The organism is Variovorax sp. N23, assembly GCF_025486315.1.
GTDB lineage: Bacteria > Pseudomonadota > Gammaproteobacteria > Burkholderiales > Burkholderiaceae_C > Variovorax.
Genome location: NZ_JAOOPY010000008.1, coordinates 110229 through 128081 on the forward strand (window position 1 = coordinate 110229; position 17853 = coordinate 128081).

The window sequence follows — 17853 nt, forward strand, 5'->3', positions numbered from 1 at the left end:
GCGACGGTTCCTTCACACGTTCTGATCGGCGGCGGCTTCAACGCCGCGCCGTCTGCCGCGGCAGTTCGCCGAAGCGCTCGCGGTAGTAGGCCGAGAAGCGGCCGAGGTGGCCGAAGCCGAAGGCCATCGCCGCGTCGGTGACCAGGCAGTCGGCATCGCGCTCGAGCATCTGCCGCGCGGCCTCGAGCCGCACCTGGCGCAGCCACACCATCGGACCCACGCCGAAGCGGCGCTTGCAGTGCATGTGCAGGGTGCGCGGGCTCACGCCCGCGGCGCGTGCCAGGTCTTCGAGCGACAGCGGCGCGCACAGGCGGCTGCGCATGTAGCGCTCGGCGGCGGCCAGCGGCGGCTCGAGCGCCCCGCCGCCGGACGACGGGGCGCCGAGGGTCAGCGCCGCGTCGTCGAGCACCGGTGCGCCGCCCGCCGGCTGCTGCGTCAGCAGGAAGTAGGCGAGGCTCTGCTCGACATGCTCGAGCCAGGCCGGGTGGCACGCCGCGGGCCGGTCGGCGGCATCGGGCAGGGCGAGCTCCATGAGCGACTGCACCAGGCCGAACCACTGGGCCGACGCGCCGTCGTGCAGCCGGTGGGCCGACTGCAGCGCGGTGGCGGCCGGCGCCTGCGCGCTGCGCACCGCGGCGTCGTGCACCAGCGTCAGCGGGATGCGCAGCAGCAGCTGCTCGCAGTCGCGGCTCCAGCGCAGGCGCACGCTGCGGCGCGGCGCGATCACCGCCACCTGGCCGCGGCCGATCGAAAGGCAGTGGCCGTCGCTCTCGATCTCGGCGCTGCCGGACAGCGGCATCTGCACCAGCGCGAAGCCGTCGAAGGGCTGCGGGCGCACCTCGACCTCGGGGCCGTAGCGCAGGATGAACATCTGCAGCCGCGGCGAGCCCGCGCTGTAGAGCGCCGAGTCGATCGCGCCGGCGCCGCAGCGCACGTCGTGCTCGACCAGCGCGTCGCGCAGGTAGGCGCGGGAGGAGTCGATGCGGTTCGACGCGAAGACCCGGTTGCGGTAGAGCCGCGACAGGTCCATCGCCGGCACGGCCGGACTCATGGCCGGCACGCCGCGGACGCGGCACGGTCGAAGCGGAACGGAAGGGACGGGATGGTCCGGGTCATGTGCTTCAAGCTCCTTGGGGCGCCGTGGGGTGCGCAGGGGTCGGGCGTGGTTCCGTACGGGTCGGACGTGCGGCATGGCAGTCTGCATCCACCGCTGCCGGCGAGCAAGAGCCATGCCGATGACCATCCCGCGCGGGCACCTTTGTCCGCAATCGGCGAGGCGCCGCAGCGCGGCCTGCACCGGGTTGCGGATTCCGGATAGCCACGCGCCCGGTTTTGCGGTGAGATCGGGCGGTCGCCAACTCACTCCGCCTGCCCCACGCAGGCCGCACCCATGAGCAGAACCCTCACCCTTCCGGCGCTGGACGGCAGCGGCAGCTTCTCCGCCTACGTGGCCGTGCCCGCCAGCGGCCATGGCCCCGGCATCGTCATCGCGCAGGAGATCTTCGGCGTGAACGCCAACATGCGCGCCACGGCCGACCTGTACGCCGAGGAAGGCTACGTGGCCATCGTGCCCGACCTGTTCTGGCGCCAGAAGCCGGGCATCGAACTGGGCTACACGCCGGCCGACTTCGAGCAGGCCATCGGCTACTTCCAGGGCTTCGACCTGGACAAGGGCATCGAGGACATCCAGGCCACGCTGAACCTGCTGCGCACGCTGCCCGAGGTGGAGAAGTCGGTCGGCCAGGGCCTCGTCGGCTTCTGCCTCGGCGGGCGGCTCGCCTACTTCGCGGCCTGCCGCACCGACGTGGCGGTGGCCGTGGGCTACTACGGCATGGGCATCGAGCATGCGCTGGCCGAGGCACCGAAGATCAAGGGCCGGCTGGTGCTGCACTTCGCCGAGCTCGACGGCTACTGCGACGCTGCGGCGCGCGCCACGATCACCGAAGCGCTGGCGCCCAACAAGCGCATCGAGATCTACACCTACCCGGGCGTCGAACACGCCTTCGCGCGCATCAACGGCATGCACTTCGACAAGCTCGCGTCGATGATGGCGCAGCAGCGCACCATCGCCACGCTCAAGCGCGAGCTGGGCCCCGACTACGACCTCTCGGCGTTGTGGGACAAGCACTGCGAATACGAGTTCGGCACGCGCAACGTCGAGGACACGATGGCGACAATGGTGGCCGAGCCCTACGTCAACCACATCCCCACCATGACCGGTGGCGTGGGCTACAAGCAGCTCTACCGCTTCTACAAGCACCACTTCGTGCACGGCAACCCGCCGGACATGGCGCTGCGGCCGCTGTCGCGCACCGTCGGCTCCAACCAGCTCGTCGACGAGTTCATCATGAGCTTCACGCACACAACCGAGGTCGACTGGATGCTGCCCGGCATCGCACCGACCGGCCGCAAGGTCGAGCTGCCGATGCTCGGCGTGGTGCGCTTCCGCGGCGACAAGCTGTGCCACGAGCACATCTACTGGGACCAGGCCAGCGCGCTGGTGCAGATCGGCGTGCTCGACCCGGCCGGCCTGCCGGTGGCCGGTGCCGAGACGGCGCACAAGCTGCTCGACGAGACGCTGCCGTCGAACACGCTGATGGCGCGGTGGAAGACGAGCGAGGGCGGCTGATCAGGCGCCGCGGTCGGCCAGCACCCAGGGTGTGGCGAGCAGCGCCAGCAGCTGCACCAGCGCGAGCTCCTGCGGCTGCCAGGTTGGCCGTACGCCGAGCAGGTTGAAGGTCGCGGCGCAGCGGCCGGACGCATCGAGCAGCGGCACGTTGACCACCGCGTGCAGGCCGAGCGATGCGATGCGCTCATGGTCGTCGAAGACCTCGCGCAAGGCGGCGTCGCCCTCGCCCACGAACATCTGCGCACCGCGCAGCAACTGGCGCGTCCACGGCGTCAGCGTCTTGCGCTTGCGCCCGCCCACTGGATAGGCGGCGACATCGGAAGTCCACACGCGCTGCAAATCGACGATGTCGCCCTCGGTCGGCGCGGGCGGCGACGCGTCGACATTGACCGTCAGCAACCCGTCGCCGAGCATGCGCCGGCGCACGCCGTCGATGCAGTGCAGCGCCGCGTCCATCGTGCGTGAACGCGGCAGCGTCTGCGTGAGTACGTGGCACACGTCTAGCGGAAGGCACAACGGCGCTGCCGTGCTTGCCTCACTCATTCTTGATACCCAGCTCGCGGATGAGCTTGCCGTAGCGGTCGGCGTCGCTGCGCAGCACGGCGGCGAACTGCTGCGGCGTGCCCTTGACGATCTCGACGCCCATCGAATCCATGCGCGCGCGCACCTCGGGCTGCGCCAGCGCCTTGTTGATCTCGACGTTGAGCCGGGTCACCAGTTCCTTGGGCAGGTTGGCCGGGCCGAAGGCGCCGTACCAGACGCCGAGTTCGTAGCCCGGCAGCGTCTCGGCCACGGTGGGGGCGTCGGGCAGCAGCGGCGAGCGCTTGGCCTCGGTCACGCCCAAGAGGCGCAGCTTGCCGGCCTTCACATGCGGCAGCGTCTGCGTGCCGGCCGAGAACAGCACCTGCGTCTGGTTCGACACGGTGTCGACCACGGCCGGCGCGCCGCCCTTGTACGGCACGTGCAGCATCTCGATGCCCGCTGCCTTCTCGAACAGCACCGCGCTCAGGTGGTTGGTGGAGCCGGGGCCGGCCGACGCGTAGGCCAGCTTGCCGGGGTTGGCCTTGGCGTAGGCGATGAACTCCTTCACGTTGGTCACGGGCACGGCCGGGTTGACGACCATGGTGTTGATCACGTTGGCCATCTGCGCGATGGGCGTGAAGTCCTCGACGCCGCGAAAGGGCATGGCCGGCATCAGCGCCGGGTTCATCGCGTGGGTGCTCATCGAGCCGATCAGCAGCGTGTAGCCGTCGGGCTTGGCCTTGGCGACGAAGTTCGAGCCGATGTTGCCGGACGCGCCGGCCCGGTTGTCGACGATGACCGTCTGGCCCAGCGACTTGGTCAGCTGCTCGGCCAGAGAGCGCGCGAGGATGTCGGTCGAGCCGCCGGGTGCCCAGGGCACGACCAGCGTGATGGGCTTGTCGGGCCACTCGGCCGCGGCGAGGGTGGCGAAGCCGCAGAGGACCAGCAGCGTGATGCCGCGTCGGATGCGTGAAAACATGGGAAGACTCCTCGATGAAAAAAGAAGGGGGTGTCGTCGTCAGCGCCCGACCGCGTAGCCCTGCATGCCGCGCGGATTGGCCGCGGCGCGCAGCAGCAAGCGGCCCTTGGCGTCGTGCTCGCGCGTGCAGGCGGACAGGCGGCTTTCCGACCACGGTTCGCCGACCTTCACGTCGTGCCCCTGCGCGCGCAGCGCATCGAGCACCTCGGGCGAGAAGCGCGACTCGACCGTGAGCCGGTTGAGCGTGGTGGCGCGCGGCCAGAACGACGCGGGGAAATGGTCGACGTGCCAGGCCGGCGCGTCGATCGCTTCCTGCAGGTTCATGCCGTGCACGGCATGGCGCAGGAAGAAGGCGGGCGACCACTGGTCCTGCTGGTCGCCGCCGGGTGTGCCGAACACCATGTACGGCTCGCCGTCGCGCAGCGCGAGCGAGGGCGACAGCGTGGTGCAGGGCGGCACGCCGGGCGTCACGGTGTTGGGCAGGCCGTCGTCGAGCCAGGTCATCTGCAGGCGCGTGTTGATCGCGAAGCCGAGCGCCGGGATCACCGGACTCGACGACAGCCAGCCGCCCGAGGGCGTGGCCGCAACCATGTTGCCGTGGCGGTCGATCACGTCGATGTGGCAGGTGTCGCCGACGAAGACTTCGCGCTCGGCCCATTCGGCGACGGGCGGCAGCGCGGCGAAGGTGGGCTCGCCGATGCCGAAGCGGGTGTCGGCGGTGCGCAGCGTGCGAGCCGCCACGTAGAGGTCGGGCAGGCGCGGTGCGTGGCCGAGCGGCGCGCCCGGTTGCAGCTGTTGCGATGCGCGGTCGCCCACCGCCATCCAGCGCTGGCGCAGGTAGTCGTCGGACAGCAGCGCCATCTGCGCCTCGCGCGATGCACCGGGTGCGCTGCCGTACCAGGCGAGGCGGTCGGCCAGCGCCAGCTTGGCGGCTTCGGCGATGCGGTGCACGAAGCCCGCAGTGTGCGGCGCGTGTTGTTCGAGGCCCGCGTGGCGCAGCATGCCGATCTGTTCGAGGAAGGCCGGGCCCTGGCTCCAGAAGCCGCACTTGGCCAGCGTGTAGCGGCCGAAGTCGACCGTCAGCGGCGACTCGACGGTCGGCTGCCACTGCGCCATGTCGTCGAAGCGCAGCAGGCCGGCGTGGCGCTCGCCGGTGGTGTCGCGCACCTGGGCCGTGCGGTAGTAGCTGTCGATCTCGCGTGCGACGAAGCCCTGGTACCAGCAGCGCAGCGCGGCATCGATGGTGCCGGTGCGCGTGCCGTCGCCGTCGCTCTCGGCGGTGCGCACGATGCGTTCGTAGGTCGCGGCCAGCCGCGGCTGGCAGAACAACGCGCCGGGCTTCGGCACCTGGCCGTCGGGCAGCCAGACCTCGGCCGAGGACGGCCAATGCTCGCGGAACAGCGCCTGCACCGCGACGATGGCCTGCACCGCGCGCGGGATGAGCGGGTAGCCGTCGCGCGCATAGCCGATGGCCGGCGCCAGCACGTCGGCCAGCGACCAGGTGCCGTGGTCGCGCAGCATCGTCAGCCACGCCCCGAAGGCGCCCGGCACGGTGGCCGGCAGCAGGCCGATGCCCGGCACCTGTTCGAGCCCCAGGTGGCGAAAGGTGGCGGCCGAGGCCTCGGCCGGTGCGGCGCCCTGGCCGCAGACCGACTGCATGCGCCGGTCCTTCTCGCTCCAGAAGAGGATGGGCACTTCGCCGCCCGCGCCATTGAGGTGCGGCTCCACCACCTGCAGCACGAAGCCGCCGGCCACGGCCGCATCGAAGGCGTTGCCGCCGCGCTCGAGCACGCCCATGGCGGTCTGCGCGGCGAGCCAGTGCGTGGCCGCGGCGACGCCGTGCGTGCCGGTGATTTCAGGGCGGGTGGTGAAGGTGCTCATGGTTCTGGTGCATCGAAGGGATGCGCCGATTCTGGTCGCATGAAATAGGCCAATGCACATGGATTGCTATTGATGCATGCATCAATTGCTATGCTCAAGAACACCATGTCTCCCGCGCCCCTTGCCCCCGACGCCCTCGCCCTGCGCCTCGAAACCCGCCTGAAGATGCGGCACTACGTGCTGCTGATGGCGGTCGACCGGCACCGCTCCATCACCCGCGTGGCCGAGCAGCTGTCGCTCGCGCAGCCGACCGTGACGCGTGCGCTGGCCGACATCGAGGACATCTTCATGACGCCGCTCTTCATCCGCAGCCGACGCGGCCTGGAGCCGACGGTGGCCGGCGAGGTGGTGCTGGCGCGCGCCAAGCTCGCCGTGGCGGACAACCACGCGCTGCAGCAGGAACTGCGCGCCGTCAGCGGCGCCGGGCTGCAAGGACGGCTGCGCGTGGGCGTGATTCCCTATGCCGCCACGCAGACGCTCGACGCCGCGTGGCAGCACCTCTTCGGCCTGCGCCCGCGCATCGCACTGCTGGCGCATGAGGACACCACGCACAACCTGGTGCTGGCGGTGCGCCAGCGCACGCTCGACTGCGCCATCTGCCGCTTCTCGCACGACAGCACCGACGACGACCTGGTGCAGGAACTGCTGTACCGGCAGGAGGCCTGCGTGGTGGTGTCGAAGGCCAGCGCGCCGCGGCTCACGCGCCAGGACTCGGTCGACATCTCGCTGCTGTCGGAGATGGACTGGATCTTCCCGCCCTCGGACACGCCGATCCGCCAGATGATCGACACCGTCTTCGCCGCCGCCGGCCGCACGGTGCCCGTGCCGCTGCTCGAGGCCTACGCGGTGCGCACCGTCGCTTCGGCCATGCAGCAGTTGCCGCGGGCCGTGACGATCCTGCCGCGCGACGTGGCGCAGGCCGTGGCCGCCACCGGCGCCGCCGAGGTCATGCCGCGCCCGCTGCCGTGGAACCTGCCGCCGGTGGGGCTGGCGTGGCTGCGGGATTCGCCGAAGGCGTCGGTGATTCAGGGGCTGGCGGCGGCGTTGCGTTGAGGGCGAGGCAGCGCCCACCCGCCTGGCCCGAGAATCCCCGCATGCCCCACGCCGTCGCCCGGCTGCGCGCCGCCCGCCTGGCGCGCAGCAGCAAACCCTTTCTTGCCCGCGGGGGCTTCAAGCGCGAGCGCTGCGAAGGTTGTCGATTGCTGCCGAGCCACTGCCTGTGCGCCCTGCGTCCGACCCTGTCCACCCGCGCCGGCTTCTGCCTGCTCATGGCCGACATCGAAGCGCTCAAGCCGAGCAACACCGGCTGGCTGGTCGCCGACGTGGTGGCCGACACCTTCGCCTTCGGCTGGGCGCGCACCGAGACCGACCCGGCACTGCGGGCCCTGCTGGCCGACCCGCAATGGCAACCCTTCGTGGTGTTCCCCGGGCAGTACGCGGCGCCCGAGCGCGTGGTGCATACCGTGCCGCAGGCCGACGCGTCCGCTGATGGAATGGGCCAACGCCCGCTGTTCATCCTGCTCGACGGCACCTGGGCCGAGGCCCGCAAGATGTTCGGGCGCAGCCCCTGCCTCGACGCGCTGCCGGTGCTGAGCCTGGCGCCGGAGCAGGCCTCCCGCTACCAACTGCGCAACTCCGGCCGCGACGACCACCTCTGCACCAGCGAAGTCGCCGCGCTGTGCCTGGACCTGGCGGGAGAGCGCCACGTTGCGCAGACCTTGGACGCCTACCTGGATGTCTTCACCCACCACTACCTGTGCGCGAAGAACCAGCAGCCTGTGGCGTGGGAGGGTCTCGCGCATCAGAGGCTGCGCGAGGTGTCGGCACTGTCGCTTGCTACAGCGTCTTGCTGAGCGTGACGATGGCGCGCGCCTTGTTCACGAAGCCGAAGTAGTCCTTCTTGTTGGCGCCCTGCACGCCACCGTACAGCGCCACGCCGCTGCCGAAGTCGTACGACACGCCCAGCGCGTAGTCCACATAGTTCGGGATCTTGGTGCTGGTCAGGGCCGTGTAGTCCTTGATGCCCCCGTTGAAGCGCGTGTAGCCCACCGCCGCCTTGAGCGTCAGCGAGGGCGCCACTTCCTGCGCGAAGGCCAGGTTCAGGTAGCCAGTGTTGCGGCCCTTGTAGCCCGAGCCCGCGTTCTCGCCAGCCCAGCCGAAGTAGTCCTTGGAGATCGTGTGCGAGTACTTCAGCGTCAGCGGACCGACGCTGCCGGCACCGTAGAGCTCGGTGGTGTTGGCGCCCTTGGCACCCGGGTAGATGTAGGTCAGCGCGCCCACGTCCCAGTTCACGCCACCCGCTGCGAACTTGTAGCCGCCGTACAGATCGCTCTCGATGCTGTTGCCCGACAGCCAGTTGACGCTGGAGTTCCAGTTGCCCACGTACCAGCCGCTCTCGCCGAAGGCGTAGTCGAAGCCGCCCTGGATCGCCGGCTTGAAGGCGCGGGTGCGGCCCGTGTCCTGGTCCTGCCCGCGGAACTTGTAGTTGCTCGTGAGTGCCACGTTCGCCGTGAGTTGCGCGCTCGCGAACATCGGCAGGGTGGCGAGGGCGAGACAGAGGGTGGTGCGAAGGGTGCGTTTTTGCATGGGGATTCCGTTGAGGCCATCGGCCGTTGTCGTTCATGTCTGCCGGGTCGGCAGCCGGACGACACTGTCGAGCAACGGGCATCAAGAAGGTGCAAAGCTTTGGCCGCCTCGCGCAAAGACGGCATAAAAAAGGGAAGGTCAGCGACGAGCTCAAGGTCAAGGACTTCGATGGCGTGACGGCCAACCTCGTGGCGCCCGGAGCCATCGCGGTCGATTGCATGCGCCAGCGACGGGCCGACCAGGCCGAGACCGAAGGCATGAGCGAAGCCGTGGTGCTGCAGCGCTGCGTGCAATCGCTCGGCGTCGCGCTGCAGCGGACCAACGACACCGCCGACGTGGTCGCCGCGGCGCGCTTGCTGGCGGGCAAAGGCGGGCGCAACATCACCGGGCAGGAGATCGTGGTGGGTGGGGCGTGATCGTGCGCGTCGTCGATCATCGACGGCACGGCAGCGCCGTTGCGCTTTTCCCGTGACCGTCAGCGGCAGGCGCCCGTTCGTGAGCGCCCAGCAAGACAACTTACTTGCCGCACGTGCCCGGCTGCGCCAACCCGAGTTTGGCCACGTCGGCCTTGCCTTGCTCCTCGGGGATCTGTTCCAGGTCGGCGCCGCCCACGAAAGCACCGAGCTTGATGAACTGCCGGACGAAGTAGTTCTTGCCGGCCTCCATGAACACCTCCAGCGCGTTGGGCGAGAACTCCGATTCCGTTTCGATCTTGTGCTTCTTGCCGCCTTCGACCTGCGTGTAGAAGAACACGTCGGATGCACTCTCGCCCAGGCATTTGCCGTCGACCCAGATGTCCTTCTTCAGCGCCTTCCCGACGAAGCTGTTGCGATACACATAGACGCCGGAGTTTCCTGCAGTGGGAGCGCTGAATTGCTTGGCCTTGTCCGACTCCTCCTTGCTGGCCATGTTGACGGAGGCACATCCGGCCAACACGAAGGCGGAAAGGGCGAGGATGGTGATGTTGTGATTGATCTTCATCTTTTGAACTTGGAAAACAGTTGAGGGGACAAAACGCCGAGCCCGATCTCGAGCCCGCCTCCATGGCTGCGGCGTGGTGCCGCGAGCGGCGGGATTATGCCTTCTTGTTTCAATACGTAACCACATCTCGCTGATGTTGGATTCACGGGGTGACAGCCTGGGGGAACTGGCGCCCGGCAAGTCGGCGTTGCGCGTCGCCTGGCCCCACCAGGCGCTCTGCGGGAGAATCCCCCCATGAAAATCGAAAAAGACACCGTCGTCACCCTCCGCTACAAGGTCACCGACCTGCAGGGCAAGCTCATCGAGGAGGCCACGGAGCCCATGGGCTACCTGCATGGCGGCTACGACAACACGCTGCCCAAGATCGAGGAGGCGCTGGACGGCCAGGAAGCCGGCTACGGCGTTACGCTGCAGCTCAAGCCCGAAGACGCCTTCGGCGTGCGCGACCCGGCGCTGGAGCGCACCATCGACAAGAGCGACTTCCCGCCGGGCGTGAAGGTCGGCGGCCAGCTCGAAGGCCGCAACGACAACGGCGAGCCGCAGATCTACTACGTCAAGAAGATCAAGGGCAGCCAGGTGCTGCTCGACGGCAACCACCCGCTGGCCGGCATGGAGCTGCGCTTCGTGCTGAAGGTGCTCGAGGTGCGCGCTGCCGCGCCGGAAGAGCTGGAACACCGCCATGTGCACGGCGCAGGCGGCCACCATCATTGATCCACGAACCGACGGCCCACCCATGAACTCCCCCTTGAGCGCCCGCGAACAAGACCAGAAGAAGATGGCGCTGTGCGAGCCGTGCACCGGCATCCAGCGCAACTGGCGCCGAGCCCCCGGCCACGCCGAACTGGTGCAGGGCAACAACCGCAAGGAAGAGCGCGAGGACGGCCGCATGGTCACCGTCACCAGCTACCGCTGCGACCGCTGCGGCACCCGCTGGGAATACGAGAATGACAAGGCCAACCTGCATGCGGGGTGGTCGGTGACAGGGCGGTAGGCCCTTGGAAGACGCGCTTCGCATCCGCGGCTACCAGCAGGGCGACGCCCCTGCGCTGCGCCGCGTCTTCGCGTCCTCCGTCCACACCCTCGCGGCCCGCGACTATCGGCCCGAGCAGCTCGCCGCCTGGGCGCCGCACGACCACGACGCCGCATGGTGGGCCGAGCGCATGCAGCGCATCCGGCCCTTCATCGCCGAACGGGGCGGCACGATGGCCGGCTTTGCCGACGTGCAGCCGTCCGGCCACATCGACATGTTCTTCGTCTCGGGCGATCACGCGGGTCGCGGCGTCGCGACGGCCCTGATGGCGCATCTGCATGCGGTGGCGCAGGCGCAGGGCATCGCCGCGCTGCATGCCAACGTGAGCCTGCGTGCGGAGCGCTTCTTCCTCGCCTCGGGTTTCGCGATCGAAGCGCGGCAGGAGGTCGAGCGCGCGGGCGTCATCCTGCGCAATGCACGCATGCGCAAGGTGCTGACGGCCGCGGCCTGAGCCCACCGCAGGCCGCGAACTGAGGGACAAAGCCCCCTCTGTTCCCCCCATGGGGAACGGCACCCGCGGCCTAGGATGCGATCTCCTTCATCCCGCCACGCGGTATGCCGACCCCTGGGCGCATCCGTCTGCACATGCCATGTCCGGAACTGTCGTTTTCAAGGGCGTGACGTTCTCTCCCGACGTTGCGCCGCTCGTCCCGCGCATGGCGCTGGTGAATGACCATCGCGAGTCGCTGCAGCGGCTGGAAGACACCTGGGGCCAGCTCGGTCTGCTCGCGCAGATGACCGGCAGTGGCACGTCCATCGCCGCCACGGGCGCGAAGTTCCACGCCCTGACCGGCGTGCTGCTCGACGCCCTGGCCCAGCGCCTGCGCCAGGACGCCCTGCGCTCGGCGCGCGCCAAGGCGCAGACCCTGGTCGACCTCCTGGTGCGCAACCTGTTCGAGCGCACCGCCGACGTCGGCTTCCTCGCGCTGGACGACGCCCTGGTGAGCGCCGCCGCATCGACCGAGATCGACGCGACGCAGGCCACCGCCCTGCACAACCATCTGAATTCGTACCAGGCGAAGTACAGCGTGTACGACGACATCCTGCTGCTCGCGGCCGACGGCAGCGCCCGCGTGCGCCTGCGGCAGGACGCCCCCGTGCAGGCAGACGCCGGCCTCGCCCAGGCGGCGCTGCGCAACGAGGCGCCCTACCTCGAGCGCTTCGGCCCATCGCCGCTGCTTGGCGGACAGGACGGCCTGCTCTTCTGCGCCCCGGTGCGCACCCCCGGCGGCCACGCCGCGGCGGTGCTGTGCCTGAGCTTCGCGCTGCAGAACGAGATGGCGTCGATCTTCGCGGCGCTCAGCGCGGGCGACGAGACCTCGGTGCTGCTGCTGCTCGACGCACAGCGCACCGTGGTCGCCAGTTCCGACGTGCACCAGGTCGGGCTCGGCGTGGTGCTTCCGACGCCACGCCCGGGCGGCACCACCCTGCGCTTCGCGGGGCGCGAGTACCTCACGGTGCAGGCGAACTCCGACGGCTACCAGGGCTACGTCGGCCTGGGCTGGGCCGGCTGCGTGCTGGTGCCGCTCGATGTCGCGTTCGACGGCAGCACAGCACCGATGTCGATGCCCAAGAAAGACATCGGCGCCCGGCTCTCCGCCGGCAACAGCCTGTTCGGCGAAGCGCTGCGCACGATCCCGATCCAGGCCAAGGGCATCCAGCGCGGCCTGGAGCGGCTGGTGTGGAACGGCCAGTTGCGCCTGCGCAAGGAGGACGGGGGCGACGCGTCCGGCACCGGCTTCGCGAACGTGCTGCTGGAGCGCGTCACCGCCACGGGGCGCCGCATCAGCCAGGTCTTCGAAGCCGCGATCGAGCAGCTGCAGCAGTCTGCCGAAGCCTCGGTGATCGACGAGGTGCGCGCCTGCGCGGCACTCGGCAGCGACATCCTGGACCGCAGCTTCTACGAGCGCGCGAACGACTGCCGCTGGTGGGCCCTCGACGAGACCCTGCGCGCCGCCGCGCGCGACCGCACGCCCGCCGCGTGCGCCCAGGCCTCGAAGGTGCTCGCGCACATCAACGGCCTGTACACGGTGTACGCGCAGATCCTGCTGCTCGACGAGCACGGCAAGGTGCTCGCCTGCTCACGCACGCCGCAGGAGGGCACCGTGGCGACGCCCTGGATGTCGGCGGCCGCCCTGCTGCGCGACGAGAGCGCCTACGTGCGCGCGGCCTTCGGCCCCTCGCCCTTCTACGACGGCCGCGGCACCAGCATCTTCGCGGCACACGCCCACACCGGCACGGGCCGGGGCGGCACCGTGGCGACCGTCTTCGACAGTGCGGTGCAGATGGAAGCCATGCTGCGCGACGTGCTGCCGCGCGACGCGGCGGGCGCGCCGTTGCCCGGCGCCCTGGCGCTCTTTCTCACCCGCAACGGCACCGTGGTGGCCAGCACCGACGCGCGCTGGCAGGCCGGCGACGAAGCGCCGCTGCGCCAGCGCTGCGAATCGCTGGCACGGGGTGCCTCCAGCGGCGCACTCGTCGAGCTCGGCGGCGTGCTCCATGCGGCCGGCATCGCCATGACGGGCGGTTACCGTGAATACGACAGCGCCGGCAGTTGCGGCCCCGACGACATGGCCTGCCTGGTGCTGTCGGCCCTGGGCGAGGTGGCCGCCGACGAGGCCGGCGCCCTGCCCGTGCGCTTCGCGCCGGCACCGGATACGCACGCGCCGCGGGACGACGAACGCATCGGCTTCGCGAGCGTGCGGCTCGGCCCCCAGTGGCTGGGGCTCGCGACGGCCCAGGTGGTCGAGGCGATCGAGGCGCCACCCTCGGCCGCCGGCGAGGGACGCGGCGGCATCGTCATCCACGACGACCGGGCGCTGGCCGTGATCGACCTCCATCGCCCTGGCCGCGACATGGGCCGCGAAACGGGCGGCGTAACGGCCCGCCGCGACGCCCTGCTCGTCGTCTGCGAAGACGCGAACCAGCGCCGGGTCGTGCTGCGCGTGGACGAACTCGGCCCGGTCTTCGACGTGCCGCGCTCGGCCCTGCGCCCGCTGCCGCCGGGGCTCGAGGCACGCGACCCGCTGGCCACCGCGCTGGTGGACGGCGGCGAAGGGCCGATGCTGACGGTCATCGACATCGATGCGCTGCACGCCATCGGACGAGCCGCGGCGCGGTCGTAGCGACGCCGCCGTGCGGCGATGCGGGCACGCGCCTTGCACAATGACGCGCATGAACCGCCCCACCGCCATCCCCACCGTCCAGATCGACAACGACCGCGTCACCGTCACCGAATGGCGCTTTCCGCCCGGCGCCGAAACCGGCTACCACCGCCACGGCATGGACTACGTCGTGGTGCCGATGACCAGCGGCACGCTGCTGCTGGAAACGCCGAACGGCGAGGTGCGCAGCCCCCTGACCGCCGGCGTCTCGTACACGCGGCTCACGGGCGTCGAGCACAACGTGATCAACGCCAACGAATACGAGTTCGTCTTCGTGGAGATCGAGCTGAAGTGATTGACCCGTCCCCTGGGGACGCCCCTATAAAGGGCGCATCCAAAGCTGACGAGGTGACCCATGGGCTCCACGAGTCGATATCTACATCCGTCCGAAGCCGCCCGGCAACTCGGCGTATCGGTCAAGGCGCTCCGCGTGTACGAGCAACAGGGCCTGATCGTGCCGACCCGTTCGTCCGTCGGATGGCGGATCTATGGGCCCGAGGACATGCAGCGGGCCACGCAAGTCGTGGCACTGCGCGCCCTCGGGCTCACCCTCGCACAGGCAGCGCGCGTGCTCGATGGCCATGCGCCGTGCATCGAACCTGCACTGGTCGAGCACCAGGCAGCGCTTGAAGCACGCATGCGCGAGATCTCGGGCATGGTGGGCCAGGTACAGGCCTTCCGGCATTCCCACTCGCACGGCGAAGCCCCGGTTCAGCGCCGAGAACGCCCAGCGCTTCGCGTCGTGTTCGAACTCCCATGGCCCTGGAACGGCGAAGTCTTCGAGCTGCAGGACATCCGGGCGATCAACTACATCGTCGGCCCGCTGTTCAGCGGCAAGACGCGCCTGGCGCAGCGCCTGGCCGCGACCTTGCCGAATACGGTCTTCGTCGGATTGGACCGCGCGGCCGAGGGTGCAGCCGCCGCCAAAGCACGGCTGCGCGCCGACGCCGCGTTGAGCGCCCGGGTCGCGACACACATGGCCTTGCTCGCCGAGCAAGGTGCGACCGCCTCGGACGCCTTGCTGGCCCTGGTCGTCGAACTGGACACCGAAGGCCCCGCTGCGCTCGTCATCGACATGATCGAGCAGGGGCTCGATCAGGCGACGCAGGAAGCCCTCGCCGCCAACCTGCGTCGACAGGGCGCCCATGCGCGGCCGCTTTTCTGCCTTACCCGCTCCTCGTCCCTGCTGAACCTGCGGGTCGTCGGGCCCGACGAGACGGTGATCTTCTGCCCACCGAACCACAGCCCTCCCTTCCGCGTCGCGCCGCACGCTGGCGCGACGGGCTACGAAGCGGTGGCGATGTGCCTGGGCACACCGCGGGCGCGCGCACGCACAGAAGGTGTGGTGGCCTGCTGGTCGCAGGCGGCTTGAGTCAGGGAGCGCCGAAGTCGACCGGCATCGACGGCACACCACGCGCCTCGATCGCCTCGCCAGCCGCCAGCAGCAGGTCTTCGCGGAAGCGCCCCGCCACCAGCTGCACACCGACCGGGCGGGTGCCCACCATGCCGGTGGAGACAACCAGCGAAGGCAGGCCGGTGAGCGGCAGGCCGATCATCGGCGCCTGCGCGGCCCATACCCTCGCGTAGGCATCCGGCCCCTGCAGGTCGAGGTCGGACGCGAAGGGCAGCTCGGCGCTCGCCGGCATCAGCAGCACCGGGTAGCGCGCGGTGAATTCCTGCCAGGCGCGGGCCAGGGTGGCGCGGCGGATCAGCGCCTTCGACAGGTCCGGCGCACCCGCCGCGCCGACGAGGCCGGCCTGGCCCGCGAGCGCCGCGATGGCGCCGGCATCGCCTTCCTGCTGCGCGGCGGCGACCATCGCGTCGTAGCCGTCGCCCATCCACAGCACGATCTGCGTGGTGCAGGCGTCCTGCAGCGGCGGTACGTCGTCGAGTTCCTCCACCTGCCAGCCGGCGTCGCGCAGGCGCTCGGCGGCGTCGTTGAGGGCGGCTGCGATGTCGGGCTTCGTGTCGAGCCCGTCGGGCCGCACGCACAGCCCGACGGTGCGCGGCACGTCGGGGCCGGTGAGCGGCGCCGGCACCCACCACGGGTCGCGGTCGTCGGCACCGGCCATGGCGACCAGGCCCAGGCGGATGTCGCCGATGGTGCGCGCGATCGGGCCCGAGACGGCGGTGATCTGCCCGCCGATGTTGCGCTCCGGCCCCGACGCATTGAAGGCCGCGACGCGGCCCAGCGAGGGCCGCAGGCCGTGCACGCCGCAGGCGTAGGCCGGGTAGCGGATCGAGCCGGCGATGTCGGTGCCGTGTGCGAGGTGGCCGATGCCTGCCGCGATGGCCGACGCCGCGCCGCCGGACGAGCCGCCCGGCGTGAGCGACGCATCGCGCGGGTTGACCGTGCGGCCGTGCAGCCGGTTGTCGGTGAACCAGCGGTAGCTGAAGGCCGGCGTGTTGGTGCGGCCGAGGATCACCGCGCCGGCTTTCAGGAAGTTGTCGACCACCGGGCTGTTCGTGGCGGCGATGCGGTCCTTCTGCAGCGTCACGCCGTTGGTGGTCGCGAAGCCGGCCTGGTCAATGTTGACCTTCACGGTGATCGGCACGCCGGCCAGCGGGCCGCAGTCTTCGCCGCGAGCCAGTGCGGCGTCGATGGCGTCGGCGCGCTGCAGCACCTCGTCAGGGCGCCAGTCGACCACCGCATTGAGCCGTGGGTTAACGGCGTCGAGCCGCGCCAAAGCGGCCTGCGCGGCTTCGACGGCGGAAAATTGGCGTTGCGCGATGTGCTGCGCAACGTCGGAGGCAGAGAGGCGCCAGATGTCGGTCATGGTCGGCTGTTTACAGCGTGGCGAGCACGCTGTCCAGGGTCTCGACCAGCAGGTCGGCATTGGCTTCGGAGAAGACGAGCGGCGGGCGGATCTTCAGCGTGTTGGCATGCTCGCCCGTGGCGCTGAACAGCACGCCGCGCTCGCGCATCGCGTTGACGATGCGCGCCGTCTCGGCCGTCGCGGGCGTGCGCACGGAGCGGTCGCTCACCATCTCGACGCCGACGAAGAAGCCGGCGCCCCGCACGTCGCCGATCAGCGCATGCTGATCTGCCAGTTGGCCGAGCCGGCCGCGCAGGTACGCGCCGACGCGCTGCGCGTTCGCGACCAGCCCTTCGCGCTCGATCACGTCGAGCACCGCCATGCCGGCGGCCATCGACACCGGGTTGCCGCCAAAGGTGTTGAAGTAGCGGCACTCGCGGCCGAAAGCGGCCAGCACCGCGGGCTGGATCGCGATGCCAGCGAGCGGGTGGCCCGCGCCCAGCGGCTTGCCCATGGTGACGATGTCGGGCACCACGCCGTGGCGCTGGAAGCCCCACATCGCATCGCCCGTGCGGCCGAGCCCGGCCTGCACCTCGTCGGCGATGAAGATGCCGCCGGCCTCGCGCACGGCCTCGACCGCTTCCTGAAGAAAGCCGGGCGGGTCGGTGAAGATGCCGTCGCTGGAGAAGGACGTATCGACCAGCAGCGCCGCCGGGCGCACGCCCTTGGCCGCGAGGTCGGCGATGGCTTCGCGCACGCCGGCCGCGAAGACGGGCCCTACCTCCGACGGCGCGATGCGGTAGCTGTCGGGCGCGGGCACGGTACGCACGCTGTCGCCCAGTTGCACGAAGTGGCCAAGCGACGGCGATGCTTCGGCGATCGACGCGGTGACGCCGTGGTACGCGAAGCGCGTGACGATCAGGCCCTCGGCCTTGGTGTGCGACCTGGCGATGCGCATCGCCAGGTCGTTCGCTTCGCTGCCGGTGCAGGTGAACATCGCATGCGCGAGTTCGCTGGGCATCGTGGCGAGCAGGCGCTCGGCGTAGTCGAGCACGCCTTCGTGCAGGTAGCGCGTGTGCGTGTTGAGGATGCCCGCCTGCCGCGCGATGGCCTCGACCACGTGCGGGTGGCAATGGCCGACCGAGGCCACGTTGTTGTACGCGTCGAGGTAGCGCTTGCCGTCGGCGTCGTGCAGCCACACGCCGTCGCCGCGCACGGGGTGCAGCGGCGTCTCGTAGAACAGGCGGTAGGCCGGGCCGAGCACGCGGGCGCGGCGTTCCATCAAGGCCTGGGTGTCGGCGGGAATCGAGGACATGCGATGGCTT

18 protein-coding genes are annotated in these 17853 nt (G+C 70.2%); 10 read left to right on the top strand and 8 right to left on the bottom strand.

Annotation, left to right across the window (positions count from 1 at the left end; genetic code table 11):
• Positions 1 to 37: 37 nt before the first annotated feature.
• Positions 38 to 1051 (bottom strand): AraC family transcriptional regulator, encoded by a 1014-nt coding sequence (locus N8A90_RS14355; protein ID WP_262075599.1) that lies wholly within the window; start codon positions 1049 to 1051, stop codon positions 38 to 40.
• A gap of 339 nt (positions 1052 to 1390) precedes the next feature.
• Here N8A90_RS14355 and N8A90_RS14360 point away from each other — a divergent pair, with 339 nt between their 5' ends.
• Positions 1391 to 2629 carry a dienelactone hydrolase family protein gene (locus N8A90_RS14360; protein ID WP_262075600.1) on the top strand — a complete coding sequence of 413 codons (1239 nt, stop codon included), beginning with the start codon at positions 1391 to 1393 and terminating at the stop codon, positions 2627 to 2629.
• On the opposite strand, the gene N8A90_RS14365 is transcribed toward N8A90_RS14360, so the two are convergent.
• The 3 genes from N8A90_RS14365 to N8A90_RS14375 are packed head-to-tail and all read right to left on the bottom strand — an operon-like array spanning position 2630 to position 6011.
• Positions 2630 to 3127: a GAF domain-containing protein gene (locus tag N8A90_RS14365; protein ID WP_262075601.1), complete on the bottom strand. Its 498-nt coding sequence runs from the start codon at positions 3125 to 3127 to the stop codon at positions 2630 to 2632. It lies immediately after the preceding gene.
• A gap of 37 nt (positions 3128 to 3164) precedes the next feature.
• Positions 3165 to 4130 carry a Bug family tripartite tricarboxylate transporter substrate binding protein gene (locus N8A90_RS14370; protein WP_262075602.1) on the bottom strand — a complete coding sequence of 322 codons (966 nt, stop codon included), beginning with the start codon at positions 4128 to 4130 and terminating at the stop codon, positions 3165 to 3167.
• A gap of 39 nt (positions 4131 to 4169) precedes the next feature.
• Positions 4170 to 6011: a gamma-glutamyltransferase family protein gene (locus N8A90_RS14375; RefSeq protein ID WP_262075603.1), complete on the bottom strand. Its 1842-nt coding sequence runs from the start codon at positions 6009 to 6011 to the stop codon at positions 4170 to 4172.
• Positions 6012 to 6116: 105 nt separating this feature from the next.
• Between N8A90_RS14375 and N8A90_RS14380 the strand changes: the two genes are divergently transcribed.
• Complete coding sequence (locus tag N8A90_RS14380) at positions 6117 to 7064, top strand: LysR family transcriptional regulator (RefSeq protein ID WP_262075604.1); 948 nt, start codon at positions 6117 to 6119, stop codon at positions 7062 to 7064.
• Between the two features lie 41 nt (positions 7065 to 7105).
• Complete coding sequence (locus N8A90_RS14385) at positions 7106 to 7864, top strand: tRNA-uridine aminocarboxypropyltransferase (RefSeq protein WP_262075605.1); 759 nt, start codon at positions 7106 to 7108, stop codon at positions 7862 to 7864.
• Here the strand turns inward: N8A90_RS14385 and N8A90_RS14390 are convergent.
• Positions 7848 to 8597 (bottom strand): TorF family putative porin, encoded by a 750-nt coding sequence (locus N8A90_RS14390; RefSeq protein WP_262075606.1) that lies wholly within the window; start codon positions 8595 to 8597, stop codon positions 7848 to 7850. The genes N8A90_RS14385 and N8A90_RS14390 overlap by 17 nt on opposite strands.
• A 26-nt stretch (positions 8598 to 8623) precedes the next feature.
• Here N8A90_RS14390 and N8A90_RS14395 point away from each other — a divergent pair, with 26 nt between their 5' ends.
• Positions 8624 to 9013, top strand: a complete 390-nt coding sequence (locus N8A90_RS14395) for a hypothetical protein (RefSeq protein WP_262075607.1) — start codon at positions 8624 to 8626, stop codon at positions 9011 to 9013.
• A 100-nt stretch (positions 9014 to 9113) separates the two neighbouring features.
• On the opposite strand, the gene N8A90_RS14400 is transcribed toward N8A90_RS14395, so the two are convergent.
• Positions 9114 to 9578 (bottom strand): DUF2846 domain-containing protein, encoded by a 465-nt coding sequence (locus N8A90_RS14400; protein WP_262075608.1) that lies wholly within the window; start codon positions 9576 to 9578, stop codon positions 9114 to 9116.
• Positions 9579 to 9812: 234 nt separating this feature from the next.
• Here N8A90_RS14400 and N8A90_RS14405 point away from each other — a divergent pair, with 234 nt between their 5' ends.
• The 6 genes from N8A90_RS14405 (at position 9813) to N8A90_RS14430 (ending at position 15144) form a co-directional block, all read left to right on the top strand.
• Positions 9813 to 10289: a peptidylprolyl isomerase gene (locus tag N8A90_RS14405; RefSeq protein WP_262075609.1), complete on the top strand. Its 477-nt coding sequence runs from the start codon at positions 9813 to 9815 to the stop codon at positions 10287 to 10289.
• 22 nt (positions 10290 to 10311) lie between these two features.
• On the top strand, positions 10312 to 10569 hold the full coding sequence (locus N8A90_RS14410) for a hypothetical protein (protein ID WP_262075610.1): 258 nt from the start codon (positions 10312 to 10314) through the stop codon (positions 10567 to 10569).
• Between the two features lie 4 nt (positions 10570 to 10573).
• On the top strand, positions 10574 to 11059 hold the full coding sequence (locus N8A90_RS14415) for a GNAT family N-acetyltransferase (protein ID WP_262075611.1): 486 nt from the start codon (positions 10574 to 10576) through the stop codon (positions 11057 to 11059).
• Between the two features lie 139 nt (positions 11060 to 11198).
• Positions 11199 to 13733, top strand: a complete 2535-nt coding sequence (locus tag N8A90_RS14420) for a chemotaxis protein CheW (RefSeq protein ID WP_262075612.1) — start codon at positions 11199 to 11201, stop codon at positions 13731 to 13733.
• Positions 13734 to 13782: 49 nt separating this feature from the next.
• Positions 13783 to 14067, top strand: coding sequence for a cupin domain-containing protein (locus tag N8A90_RS14425; RefSeq protein ID WP_262075613.1), 285 nt, complete (start codon positions 13783 to 13785; stop codon positions 14065 to 14067).
• A gap of 60 nt (positions 14068 to 14127) precedes the next feature.
• Positions 14128 to 15144, top strand: coding sequence for a MerR family transcriptional regulator (locus N8A90_RS14430; protein WP_262075614.1), 1017 nt, complete (start codon positions 14128 to 14130; stop codon positions 15142 to 15144).
• Position 15145: 1 nt separating this feature from the next.
• On the opposite strand, the gene N8A90_RS14435 is transcribed toward N8A90_RS14430, so the two are convergent.
• Positions 15146 to 16549, bottom strand: coding sequence for an amidase family protein (locus N8A90_RS14435; RefSeq protein WP_262075615.1), 1404 nt, complete (start codon positions 16547 to 16549; stop codon positions 15146 to 15148).
• Positions 16550 to 16559: 10 nt separating this feature from the next.
• Positions 16560 to 17843 (bottom strand): aspartate aminotransferase family protein, encoded by a 1284-nt coding sequence (locus N8A90_RS14440; RefSeq protein ID WP_262075616.1) that lies wholly within the window; start codon positions 17841 to 17843, stop codon positions 16560 to 16562.
• Positions 17844 to 17853: the final 10 nt, after the last annotated feature.